The organism is Zoogloea sp. GW822-FHT05C07, assembly GCF_058800215.1.
Genome location: NZ_CM179510.1, coordinates 3,342,180 through 3,354,159 on the forward strand (window position 1 = coordinate 3,342,180; position 11,980 = coordinate 3,354,159).

General features: G+C 68.2%; 8 protein-coding genes. 6 read left to right on the forward strand and 2 right to left on the reverse strand.

The features are described from left to right. Nucleotides 1-102: 102 nt before the first annotated feature. Nucleotides 103-366, reverse strand: coding sequence for a hypothetical protein (locus AC3QL2_RS15575; protein ID WP_493231366.1), 264 nt, complete (start codon nucleotides 364-366; stop codon nucleotides 103-105). 138 nt (nucleotides 367-504) lie between these two features. Here AC3QL2_RS15575 and AC3QL2_RS15580 point away from each other — a divergent pair, with 138 nt between their 5' ends. Beyond that, on the forward strand, nucleotides 505-1,455 hold the full coding sequence (locus AC3QL2_RS15580; RefSeq protein WP_493231368.1) for an MBL fold metallo-hydrolase: 951 nt from the start codon (nucleotides 505-507) through the stop codon (nucleotides 1,453-1,455). A gap of 108 nt (nucleotides 1,456-1,563) precedes the next feature. On the opposite strand, the gene glnE is transcribed toward AC3QL2_RS15580, so the two are convergent. Then, the gene (gene glnE / locus AC3QL2_RS15585) at nucleotides 1,564-4,254 is read right to left on the reverse strand and encodes a bifunctional [glutamate--ammonia ligase]-adenylyl-L-tyrosine phosphorylase/[glutamate--ammonia-ligase] adenylyltransferase (RefSeq protein WP_493231370.1); all 2,691 of its coding nucleotides are present in this window, start codon (nucleotides 4,252-4,254) and stop codon (nucleotides 1,564-1,566) included. Nucleotides 4,255-4,422: 168 nt separating this feature from the next. On the opposite strand from glnE, the gene AC3QL2_RS15590 reads away from it, so the two are divergent. The 5 genes from AC3QL2_RS15590 to AC3QL2_RS15610 are packed head-to-tail and all read left to right on the forward strand — an operon-like array spanning nucleotide 4,423 to nucleotide 11,974. After that, complete coding sequence (locus AC3QL2_RS15590; RefSeq protein ID WP_493231371.1) at nucleotides 4,423-8,295, forward strand: YhdP family protein; 3,873 nt, start codon at nucleotides 4,423-4,425, stop codon at nucleotides 8,293-8,295. Nucleotides 8,296-8,316: 21 nt separating this feature from the next. Continuing rightward, nucleotides 8,317-9,132 carry a carbon-nitrogen hydrolase family protein gene (locus AC3QL2_RS15595; RefSeq protein WP_493231372.1) on the forward strand — a complete coding sequence of 272 codons (816 nt, stop codon included), beginning with the start codon at nucleotides 8,317-8,319 and terminating at the stop codon, nucleotides 9,130-9,132. A 31-nt stretch (nucleotides 9,133-9,163) separates the two neighbouring features. Continuing rightward, nucleotides 9,164-10,621 (forward strand): metalloprotease TldD, encoded by a 1,458-nt coding sequence (gene tldD, locus AC3QL2_RS15600; RefSeq protein WP_493231374.1) that lies wholly within the window; start codon nucleotides 9,164-9,166, stop codon nucleotides 10,619-10,621. Between the two features lie 5 nt (nucleotides 10,622-10,626). Beyond that, on the forward strand, nucleotides 10,627-11,433 hold the full coding sequence (locus AC3QL2_RS15605) for a type IV pili methyl-accepting chemotaxis transducer N-terminal domain-containing protein (RefSeq protein WP_493231622.1): 807 nt from the start codon (nucleotides 10,627-10,629) through the stop codon (nucleotides 11,431-11,433). 16 nt (nucleotides 11,434-11,449) lie between these two features. After that, nucleotides 11,450-11,974: a hypothetical protein gene (locus AC3QL2_RS15610; RefSeq protein WP_493231376.1), complete on the forward strand. Its 525-nt coding sequence runs from the start codon at nucleotides 11,450-11,452 to the stop codon at nucleotides 11,972-11,974. The last annotated feature ends 6 nt before the right edge of the window (nucleotides 11,975-11,980 follow it).

Sequence of the window (11,980 nt, forward strand, 5' to 3'; positions counted from 1 at the left end):
GCGGCCCGCATCGCCCCGGCAAACTGCCATTTGGGCTGAAAATGAAAACGGGTTGGCCGATTCTGCCAACCCGCGCCCTGGGAAGCGAACCAGAATGGCTGCCTACGGGGATCCGTGATGCTCGCTGATGTAGTGCTGGAGGACCGAGCGCAGTGCCGCGGCGTGTTCCTCGTCGCCCTTCTCACGGGAATGCTTGATGTCGTCGGCGATCATGTGGCGGATGCGGCGGTCGCCTTCCGGAGAGTGGCATAGATAGCAGCCCATCTCCACGGCGAGCATCTCGGGCACATGCTCGTGTTCAGCGATGGCGAGGATCTCGTCTTCGCTCAGGTCAGAAAGCTCGATGCAGTCTTGCAGTGTCAACATGATGGCGTTCTCCTGCTGGCTTTCCACCGATGTTGCGGGAGGCCGGACGGTCGTCGTCAGATACGGTCTTCGATGGAAGGCAACTCTCATTTAAGCCCTTCCGGTGAACAAAATCACGTTTTAATTAAAGGAAATTTCATGCAGGGACTGATCGGTTTCGGAAATGGCATCTACGCTGTGGATTCGGGCTACACCGGGCCGGACGTGGCGGCGATCCACCTCATCGAGGAGGGCGGCCGGGCGGCGCTGGTGGATACCGGCAACAACGAATCCCTGCACCAGGTGCTGGCAGCGCTGGCTGAAACCGGGCTGACGCCGGGGGCGGTCGACTACGTGCTGTTGACCCACATCCATCTCGACCACGCCGGTGGCGCCGGGGCCTTCATGCAGGCCTTCCCCAATGCCAGGCTGGTGGTCCATCCCCGCGGCGCGCGGCACATGATCGAGCCGTCCAAGCTGTTTGCCGGCGTGTCGGCGGTGTACGGGCCGGAGCGCGCCAAGGAGCTTTACGGCGAGCTGGTGCCGGTGCCGGCGGAGCGCATCATCGAGGCTACCGAGGGGCTGGAGATCGATCTGGCCGGACGCAAGATCCGCGTCTTCGATACGCCGGGCCATGCGCGCCACCACGTGTGCTACTTCGACACCGCCAGCCGGGCCTTCTTCACCGGCGATACCTTCGGCCTGTCCTACCGGACCCTCGATGTGGACGGCCGCCCGAGTATCTTCCCGACCACTACGCCGGTGCAGTTCGAGCCGGACGCGATGCACGCCTCCGTTGCCCGCATGGAAGCCGAGCAACCGACGGCCATGTACCTGACCCACTATGCGCAGGTGCAGGACGTGCCGCGCCTGGCCGCCGACCTGCATCGCCTGATCGACGCCCATGTGACCATTGCCGAGCGCCACGCGGCGGCCGGCGCCGGCCGCAAGGCGGCGATCGAGGCGGACATCTGGACGCTGGTCGGCGAAGAGGCCCGACGCCAGGGCTGGACGCTGCCGGAAGCCGGCTGGCGACGCCTGCTGGCGCTGGACGTGGAACTCAACGCCCAGGGGCTGGACGTGTGGCTGGACGTGCGCGACAAGGCGTGATCGTTTGATGTGAGGGCTGGGCTGTCGGGGCGAGTTCATTCGATCTCTGCGGTCTGTCGAGTAGTGCCGCCCAGCCTTCGGATAGCGTCTGGTCCGCGCCCGCAGCCCTCACTCCAGCGTGTCGCCGAAGACCCGGTTCCACAGGGCCCGCACGCCAGCGGCCTGTTCGGCCACCAGCGCCCGGTCCACCCGCGAGACCTGATTGTTGAGGCGCTGGCCGTGCTGCAGGCGGCGGTATTCCCGGTAGCTGTCGGCCACCGTGGCGGCTTCGTCGGTGGGGATCAGGCCCAGTTCGCCGGCCATCTTCAGCAGCGCGATGTTGCCCAGGTTGCCGGTCAGGCTGGCGTGCTGGTGGGCGTAGCCGAGGACGAGGTACTGCACGATGAACTCCACGTCGATCAGGCCGCCGCGGTCGTGCTTGAGGTCGAACAGCTCCGACTTGTTGGTCTGCGCGTCCTTCATGCGCTGGCGCATTGCCAGCACTTCCTCGCACAGCTTGGCCAGGTCGCGGGGTTGGCGCAGCACCTCGATGCGGATCTCCTCGAATTTTCGGCCGATGTCCCGGTCGCCGGCGCAGAAGCGGGCCCGCGTCAGGGCTTGGTGTTCCCACACCCAGGCGTTCTCCAGCTGATACTGGCGGAAGGCTTCGAGGGACACCACCATCAGGCCCGAGTCGCCGTTGGGGCGCAGGCGCAGGTCGGTCTCGAAGAGCTGGCCGGCCGGGGTCTGGGCGGATAGCCAGGTGTTGGTGCGCTGGCCGAGGCGGGTGTAAACCTCGGCGGCCTCGGGGGCGTCGTCGTCATGAACGAAGACCATGTCCAGGTCGGAGGCGTAGCCCAGCTCCTTGCCGCCGAGCTTGCCATAGGCCAGCACCGCGAACTTCGGGTCGTCCCGGTGGCGGGTCTTGATCTTGCGCCAGCACATGGTGATCGTCAGGTCCACGATGATGTCGGCCAGCGCCGACAGGAAGTCGGCATGGCGTTCGACGGTCAGCTTGCCAGCGATGTCCTTGGTGAGCAGGCGGAATACCTGAGCGTGGTGATACTCGCGCATCAGGTCCATCTGGCGTTCCATGTCCGGCTCGACCTCATCGAGCTGCTGGGCCAGCTCGGCGCGGAAGGCCGGCAGGTCGAGCTCTTCCTCGAGGATGCGCGGGTCGAGGGCTTCGTCGAGGAGCAGCGGGTGGCGGTTGAGGAACTGGGCCGCCCACGACGACGCGCTGACCAGCTCGGCGACCTTGTGCAGGGTTTGCGGATACTGTTGCAGCAGCGCCAGGTAGGAGCCGCGCCGGCTGATCGCGTCGAGCAGGTCGAGTAGGCGCTCGAAGGTGGAGTTCGGGTCGGCAGTCTCGGCGGCAGCCTCGACGACCCGCGGAATCAGCGGGTCGAAGCGCATCTTGATCGGCGGCGGCATCTGCTGGTAGCGGTTGCCGGTGCGCACCGCGGACAGGCGGCGTGCGGCGGCAGCCGGGTCGGCGTAGCCGAGGCGCTGGAATTCCTCGCTGCTGCGCGCTTCGTCGCAGGCGGTGGACCACAGGGTGTCGAGGTCGTGGCCGGCCTCGGTGGGGTCTCCGAAGACGCCGTTGAAGTGGCGGCCGACCACTTCCCGGTGATCGTCCAGTTCCACCAGCAGGGCCTCGTAGGAGGCGAAGCCCATGGCCCTGGCGATGATCGCCTGATCTTCCGGGCTGGCTGGCAGGTTGTGGGTCTGGGCGTCGTCCAGGTATTGCAGGCGGTGCTCCAGGCGGCGCAGGAAATCATAGGCGGCGGCCAGCTCGCGCTCCGCCTGGCGGGCGATGATGCCGCGCTCGGCGAGGCGGTCGAGCACCTTGAGGGTCGGTTTGATCTGCAGCGCGCTGTCGCGGCCGCCGCGGATCAGCTGGAAGACCTGGGCCAGGAACTCGATCTCGCGGATGCCGCCGGGGCCCAGCTTGACGTTGTTGGCCATGTCCTTGCGCGCCACCTCGCGGCGGATCTGCGCGTGCAGGTCGCGCATCGCGTTGATGGCGCCGAAGTCCAGGTACTTGCGGAAGATGAAGGGGCGGGCGATGGCCGACAGCTCGGCGCCGCGGATGCCGGTCATCACACGGGCCTTGATCCACGCGTAGCGTTCCCATTCGCGGCCCTGGGTGATGAAGTAGTTTTCCAGCATGTCGAAGCTGGCCACCAGCGGGCCGGAGTCACCGTTGGGGCGCAGGCGCATGTCCACGCGGAAGACCTGGCCGTCGCCGGTGAGGTCGTTGAGGGCCTGGATCACGCTGCGGCCGAGCTTGGTGAAGAACTCGTAGTTGTCGATGATCTTCGGCCCGGCGGTGGCGCCGTCCTCCGGATAGACGAAGATCAGGTCGATGTCGGACGACACGTTGAGTTCGCGGCCGCCCAGCTTGCCCATGCCGATGATGATGAACTCCTGCTCGCGGCCGTCGGCCGACACCGGCACGCCGTAGCGGGCCACCAGCTGTTCGCGCAGCACGTCGTGGGCGGTCTCGACAGTGATGTCGGCGAGCAGCGTCATCGTCTCGGTGACCTCCGCCAGATCGGCCACGCGGGCGATGTCGCGCACCAGCGCGTGGCAGATCACCCACGCCCGCAGCTTGCGCAGAACCGTCTTCAGGTTGTTGTCGTCCACCTTCTCGGCGCGCAGGTAATCCCGCAGCGCGGTGGCGTCGAGAGGCGCGCCGATGCTGGCGACGAGTTGGCTGGCCAGCCACGGGCGGCTGTCCAGCTGGCGGCGCAGGAAGCGGGAGCTGGCGAGGGCGGTCTCGACGGGGGCGGGAAGAATGATGTTTGCTTCGGACATGGGCGGGGCCGATTGATAGAATGCGGGACTGTTTATGTTCGCCTCCAGTTATGTCTGCCGGACTGATTTTCGTCAAGCCTGAAGCCGGATGCGCCCCTCTCCGGCTGCTCGTCCGGCGTGTGCCCGCAGGGCCAGCCTCGATCCAGGCGGGCGCCTGCCGAGCCGCGCGTGCGTAAGTTCCTGCGCTGGTCCCTGTTGCATCTGCCCAGTGTCTGCCTACGTCGGCTGGCAGCGGTGGGGCTGGTCGTCTATTTCGTTGGCGGGCTGGTCTTCCTCGGCATGCGCCACGTGGTGCTGCCGATGGTGCCGGCCTACCGCGGCGAGGTCGCCCAGCTGCTGTCCCGCTCCCTCGGCCTGCCGGTGGACATCGACAGCCTGTCCGCCGACTGGCACGGCCTGCATCCTCACCTGCAGCTGGGCGGGCTGGTCATCAAGGACAAGGCCGGCCAGCCGGCCCTGAGCCTCGACCGGGTGGACACCGAAGTGGGCTGGTCATCACTGCTGTTCATGCGCCTGCGCCTGCACCGGCTGGAGATCGAAGCGCCCGACCTGGCCATCCGGCGCCTTGCCGACGGGCGCATCTTTGTCGCCGGGTTGCAGGTCAACGCGGCTGGCGGGCCCAGCGATTTTCCGGACTGGCTGCTCGACCAGCGCGAGATCGTGATTCGCAATGCGCGCCTGGAATGGTCCGATGCGCTGCGCGGTGCCAAGCCGCTGAGCCTCGACAAGCTGTCCTTCCGCCTGGAGAACCACGGCGCCAGCCACCGCTTCGGCCTGGTCGCCCAGCCGCCGGCGCAGCTTGCGGCGGCCCTCGACGTGCGCGGCGAACTGCGCGGCCGCGATCCGGCCCGCCTCGACACCTGGAGCGGCGAGCTCTACGCCAGCCTCGATTACGCCGATCTCGGTGCCTGGCGGCAATGGGTCGATTACCCCCTCGATGCCGACGGCGCCGGCGGCCTGCGCGTCTGGCTGGATTTTGCGAAGGGCCGTTTCACCGCGCTGACCGCCGATTTCGCGTTGCGCGACGCCCACGCCCGCCTCGCCAAGGACCTCGACGATATTCCGCTGGCGCACGCGGAAGGCCGGCTGCGCTTCCGCGACGACAAGGGCGTCATCGAGGCCAGCGCCCGGCGCCTGTCTCTGCAGACCCGCGACGGCCTGACGGTGGCGCCGACCGATTTCTTCCTGCGCCTGCAGGAACGCCGCGGCGGTACGCCGAGCAAGGGCGAGTTCGTCGCCAACCAGCTGGACCTGGCAGCGCTGTCGGGCCTGGCCGGGCGGCTGCCCCTCGACGAGGACCTCCGCAAGCGCCTGGCCGAGATGGCGCCGAGCGGTACGGTGGCGCCGCTCAACGTGAAGTGGAGCGGTGGCGCCGCTGGCGAGGCCGTCGCCACCTATGCGATGGACGCCGCGTTCAACCACCTGGGCATCGCGCCGGTGGGCGCGTGGCCGGGCTTTGCCGGGCTGTCGGGGCGCGTGGAGGGCAACGACCGCGGCGGCCGCTTCACGCTGAGCGGCAAGGATGCCAGCGTTGATCTGCCGCAGGTCTTTCCGGAGCCGCGGCTGGCCTTTTCGGAGTTGACGGCTGAGGGCGCCTGGAGCCACCCCGGCGGCGTGCTGGAAGTGAGCCTCGGCAAGCTTGCTTTCGCCAACAAGGACGCCCGCGGCACCGCCTCCGGCCGCTATCGGGCCACACCGGACACGCTGGGAGAGATCGACCTGCAGGCGCGTCTGGCGGAAGCCGAGAGCACCGCGGTATGGCGCTACATGCCCAGCGTGGTGAACAAGGATGCCCGCGACTGGCTGCAGCACAGCCTGACCGGCGGCAAGGCGCTGGACACACGGCTGGTCCTGAAGGGCAACCTGGCCAGGTTTCCGTTCCGTAACCCGAAGGACGGCACCTTTCGCGTCATCGCGCGCATCGCCGACGGCCGCCTGGACTATGCGCCGGGCTGGCCGAAGATCGACGGCATCACCGGCGAGCTGATCTTCGAAGGCCCCGGCATGACGGTGAAGGCGCAGCGGGCGCATATCTTCGGCGTCGAGCTGAAGGATGTGGCGGTTGTGCTGCCGGATTTCGAGAACAATGACGTGCTGAACATCCGCGGCAGCGCCAGCGGGCCGACCCAGGATTTCCTGCGCTTCCTCTCGGAGAGCCCGATCGCCGGCAAGATCAACCATTTCACCGACCCGTTCCGTGCCGACGGCAGTGGCAGCCTGGACCTGCACCTGAGCCTGCCGCTGCAGAAGATGGAGAACTCGCGGGTCAAGGGCGAGTACCAGTTCATCCACAACCAGCTGCAGGTCGACCCGGCGATGCCGGTGTTCACCGAGGCCAGCGGGCGGGTGGCGTTTACCGAGAGCCAGCTGCAGATCAAGAGCGGCACCGCCCGCGTGCTCGGCGACCCGGTCAGCGTCTCCGGCGGCACCCGTGCTGACGGCAGCGTGCTGATCAACGCCCAGGGCACCCTCAGCGCCCAGGCCCTGCGGCGCGAGCTGGATCTGCCGTTGCTCGACCACCTGTCGGGCAGCGCCGCGTGGAAGGGGGCGATCAGTGTGGCGAAGCAGGGCGGCGTGGCCTTCGTGCTCGATACGGGCCTGCAGGGCGTCAGCTCCAGCCTGCCCGATCCGCTCAACAAGTCGGTTGCCGCGGCACTGCCCTTCCACTTTGAAATGATTGCCAACCCGTCGGTCAATGGCGTGCCGGGCGGCGACACCCTCAAGCTGGCCGCCGGCCAAGCCTTCCAGGCCCAGTTCCTGCGCCGCCGCGAAGGCAACCGCACGGTGGTCGTGCGCGGTGGCATAGTCCTCAACGAACCGTTGCGCCTGGGCGACAAGGGCGTGCTGGTCACGGCCACCGCCGACCACCTGGATGCCGACGCGTGGCGCAAGGCACTGGCCGGCAAGACAACGGCTGCGCAGGCCAACGGCAGCCAGGACAGCAGCGGCTTTCCGTTGTCCGGCCTGGCCCTGCGGGCCGGCGAACTGCGCCTGCTTGGCCAGCGCCTCAACGACGTAACCCTGCGCGCGGTGATGGAGGAGGGCGGCTGGCAGGCCCGGCTGACCAGCCGCGAGGCCAGCGGCGACGTGGTGTGGCGCGACCAGGGCCGTGGCCGCCTGCAGGGGCGCTTCAAGCAGTTGTCGGTGGGCTCGGCGGGCGGCAAGGACGCGACTGATACGTCGCGCGCCGACGAGGAGCGCCTGTCCGAGCTGCCCGGCCTGGACGTCAGCGCCGACAACTTCGTGCTGCGCGGCCATGCCCTCGGCAGGCTCGAGCTGAAGGCGGCCAACCGTGGCGACATCTGGCGCCTGGAGCAGCTCAACATCGTCAACCCGGACGGCAGCCTGACGGGCGATGGCAGCTGGCGGCCCGGCAGCCGGGAGGAGACCCGCCTCAACTTCAAGCTCGATGTGAGCAGCGTCGAAAAAATGCTCAGCCGCCTCGGCTACCCGGAGGCGGTCAAGCGCGGCAAGGCCCAGCTGGAAGGCGACGTGTCCTGGCGCGGGGCGCCCACCTCCATCCACTTCCCGAGCCTCGGCGGCAAGCTGCAGGTCAATGTGGAAAGCGGGCAGTTCACCCAGCTCGAGCCCGGCGTCGGGCGCCTGCTCGGGGTGCTCAGCCTGCAGTCGCTGCCGCGCCGCATCACGCTGGATTTCCGCGACGTGTTTTCCGAAGGATTCGCCTTCGACCGCATTTCCGGTAGCATCCAGATGAACAATGGCGTGCTGCGTACCGATGACCTCGATCTGTTCGGCCCCGCGGCCCGCGTCTACATGAGCGGCGAGGCCGACGCGGTGCGGGAGACGCAGAACCTGCGGGTCAAGGTGCAGCCCACCCTGTCCGAGTCGATCGCGGTCGGCTCCGCCATCGCCACCACCGGGGCGATCCACCCGGCGATCGGGCTGGCCGCCTACCTGGTACAGAAGGTCCTGCGCGATCCGGTCGAGAAGCTGTTCAGCTTCGAGTACGGGGTGACCGGCAGCTGGTCCGACCCCAAAGTGGACAAGCTGGCGGTCAAGCCGCTCGCGACACCCCCCTAGTCAGTCAGCGAGGAGACGACCATGACACAACCGCTTTGCCGCATTGCCAGCGTCCAGATGGTCTCCGGCCCCGACGTGGACGCCAACCTGGCCGACGCAGGGCGCCTGATCGCCGAGGCAGCCGAGGCGGGGGCGAAGCTCGTCGCGCTGCCCGAGTATTTTCCGCTGATCACCGCCGACGAAACCGCCAAGGTGCGCATCCGCGAGCAGGACGACGGCAGTGGCGCGATCCAGGCTTTCCTGCGCGAGACCGCCCGCCGGCACAAGGTGTGGCTGATCGGTGGTTCCTGTCCGATGGACGCCTCGGTGCCCGACAAGGTCAAGAACTCCACCCTCGTCTATGACGACGAGGGTCGGCGCGTGGCCCGCTACGACAAGATCCACCTGTTCGGTTTCCGCAAGGGCGACGAGTATTACGACGAATCCGCCACCATCGAGCCCGGCAACGAGGTGGTTAGCTTCGAGAGCCCCTGCGGCCGTGTCGGCCTGTCGATCTGCTACGACCTGCGCTTCCCCGAGTTTTTCCGGGCGATGGGCACCGTCGACCTGATCGTCCTGCCGGCAGCCTTCACCTACACTACAGGCAAGGCCCACTGGGAAATGCTGCTGCGCGCCCGCGCGGTGGAAAACCAGTGCTACGTGCTGGCCAGCGCCCAGGGCGGCAAGCACCCCAGCGGGCGGCGTACCTGGGGTGACAGCATGATCATCGACCCGTGGGGCGAGGTGCTCGCCCGCCTGCCGGAAGGCCCCGGCGTGGTCGTTGCCGACCTCGATCCGGCGCGCATCGCCGATGTCCGCGCCAGCCTGCCGGCCCTGCAACACCGCAAGATCGGCTGACCCGAAGAACACCCATTTTCCCCGAGAGACCATGAGCCAGAATCCCCCGCCCAACCCCCTCAAGCTGGCCAGCAAGCTGCTGCTGAAGCCCTATGACCTGGACTTCGAGGATCTCGACAAGGTCTTCGGCAAGCTGTTCCGCCACAAGCTTGACTACGCCGACCTGTACTTTCAGTACCACCGTTCCGAGGCCTGGAGCCTGGAGGAGGGCATCGTCAAGTCGGGCAGCTTCAACATCGAGCAGGGCGTTGGCGTGCGCGCCATCACCGGCGAGAAAACCGCCTTCGCCTACTCCGACGATATCAGCCTGAAGGCCCTCAAGGACGCCGCCGATGCGACCCGCGCGATCGCCGACAGCGGCCGCCGCAAGACCCACAAGATCGAGGCCGTCAGGAAGGCGCCGCTGGCTCTGTACCGCGCCGACAACCCCCACGACTCCCTCGACGATGTGGCCAAGGTCAAGCTGCTGGAGCGCCTCGAGGCGATGGCCCGCGCCGAGGACCCGCGCGTCAAGGAAGTCATGGCCAGCCTGGTCGGCTCCTGGGAAGTGGTACTGGTGGCGCGCAGCGACGGCCACCTGGCCGCCGACGTGCGCCCGCTGGTGCGGGTGTCGGTGTCGGTGATCATGGAAGAGAACGGCCACCGCGAGCAGGGCTCCGGCGGCGGCGGCGGGCGTTACGACTACGGCTACTTCAGCGACGAGGTGCTGTCCGGCTTCGCCAAGGCGGCGGTGCATCAGGCGCGTGTCAATCTCGGTGCCAGCCCGGCCCCGGCCGGCACGATGACCGTCGTGCTCGGCAACGGCTGGCCCGGCATCCTGCTGCACGAAGCCATCGGACACGGCCTGGAAGGGGACTTCAACCGCAAGGAAAGCTCGGCCTTCAGCGGCCGTATCGGCCAGCAGGTGGCCGCCAAGGGCGTCACCGTGGTGGATGACGGCACGCTGCAGGACCGCCGCGGCTCCCTGACCATCGACGACGAGGGCAACCCGACCCAGCGCACCGTGCTGATCGAGGATGGCATCCTGGTCGGCTACATGCAGGACATGCTCAACGCCCGCCTGATGGGTGTCGCGCCCACCGGCAACGGCCGCCGCGAATCCTTCGCCCACCTGCCGCTGCCGCGCATGACCAACACCATCATGCTGGCCGGCCAGCATGAGCCGGCGGAGATCATCGCGTCGGTGAAGAACGGTCTCTATGCCGCCAACTTCGGCGGTGGCCAGGTGGACATCACCTCCGGCAAGTTCGTCTTCTCCACGTCCGAGTGCTACCTCATCGAGGACGGCAAGGTCACCCGCCCGGTGAAGGGCGCCACGCTGATCGGCAACGGCCCCGACTGCCTGACCCGCGTGTCGATGATCGGCAACGACCTGGCCCTCGATCCCGGCGTCGGCACTTGCGGCAAGGACGGCCAGAGCGTGCCGGTCGGCGTCGGCCAGCCGACCCTGCGCATCGACGGCCTGACCGTCGGTGGTACCGGCGCTTGAGCACGATGGAGCGACGGCGCTTCCTGGCCCTCGCCGGGGTCTGCACCAGCCTGGCGATGAAGGGGGCGCTGGCGGCGCCCGCAGCGGAGGCCGCCGGAGCTTCCAGTCTGGCCGCGGCCATCAACAAGGCGGGGCGCCAGCGCATGCTGTCCCAGCGCAGCGCCAAGGCCTGGCTGATGCGCGTGCTGGGCGTGCAGCCCGACCGGGCCGGCATCCTGCTGAGCCGTTCGGTGCAGCTCTTCGACGCGCAGATGACCGAGCTGAAGGCCATCCAGCCCAGCGACGAGGTGCGCGCCGCCTTGCCGCCACTGGAGCAGGAGTGGGGCCGTTACCGGCCGCTGCTCAACGACCTGCGCAGCGATCCCAAGGCGGTGTGGAGCAGCAGCGAGGCGGTGCTGGCGGCGGCCCACAAGCTGACGCTGGCCTATGAAAAGAGTGCCGGATCGCCGGCCGGCCAGCTAGTGAACCTTGCCGGTCGCCAGCGCATGCTGTCCCAGCGCATGGCCAAGGCCTATTTTTTCCGCCAGCTCGGCGTCAATGCCGGCCCTGCCGGCGAGATGCTGGACGCGGCGGTCAAGGAATTCGCCAAAGCCCACGAGACCCTGAAGGCCAGCCCGCAGAACACGTCACAGATCAAGACCGAACTGGCGCTGGTGGAACAGCAGTGGTTCTTCTTCCGCAACGCATTGGGTCTCAGCGACGCGGCCGACCGGATGAAGGCCGCGGAGGCAGTCGGCTCGACCAGCGAACGCATCCTCGAGCAGATGGATCTGGTGGTTGGCCTGTATGAAAAGCTGGCCCGGGATGCCTGATCCGGAGCCTGTCCGGTTGCGGGTAGCGGCCCTCGCTGCCGCCACCGTGCTGCTGGGCGCCTGTGCGACGCCGTCGTCTTCGCCGCAGGCCATCCAGCGTCTCGACCCGGCCGAGCTGGAGCGGCTCGAAGCGGCCCGCCCGGCGCCGCCCTTGAGCCTCGACGAGATCGTGCGCCAGTCCCGCGCTGGCGTGCCGACAGCGACGCTGCTGGAAACCCTTGCACGCACCGGCACCCGTCATGCGCTCAGCCCGTCCGAGGCGATCCGCCTGCGCGAGCAGGGCGTCGCGCCCGAGGTGCTCGATGCGATCACCTCTGCCCAGGAGCGCTGGGCCCGCGACCAGGCCACCGCCGACAAGGTGCGCCGCGATACCGAGCAGGCTGCCGCCCTCGACAAGGCGAAGGCCGATGCGGAGCGCTACCGCATGGAGTCGCAACCCTACTGGGACCCGCTGTGGCCCTATCCCTACGCCTATCCGCCGGGCTACCCGGGCTGGCGCGGTTACGGCGGCATCGGCTGGGGCGGGCGCCTGCGGCGCTGAGTCCGC

Bases quoted from the DNA above. Each gene is read 5' to 3' on its own strand.
- AC3QL2_RS15605 (WP_493231622.1), top strand. From the start codon at position 10,627: ATGGAGCGACGGCGCTTCCTGGCCCTCGCCGGGGTCTGCACCAGCCTG.
- tldD (WP_493231374.1), top strand. From the start codon at position 9,164: ATGAGCCAGAATCCCCCGCCCAACCCCCTCAAGCTGGCCAGCAAGCTG.
- glnE (WP_493231370.1), bottom strand. From the start codon at position 4,254: ATGTCCGAAGCAAACATCATTCTTCCCGCCCCCGTCGAGACCGCCCTC.
- AC3QL2_RS15580 (WP_493231368.1), top strand. From the start codon at position 505: ATGCAGGGACTGATCGGTTTCGGAAATGGCATCTACGCTGTGGATTCG.
- AC3QL2_RS15595 (WP_493231372.1), top strand. From the start codon at position 8,317: ATGACACAACCGCTTTGCCGCATTGCCAGCGTCCAGATGGTCTCCGGC.
- AC3QL2_RS15575 (WP_493231366.1), bottom strand. From the start codon at position 366: ATGTTGACACTGCAAGACTGCATCGAGCTTTCTGACCTGAGCGAAGAC.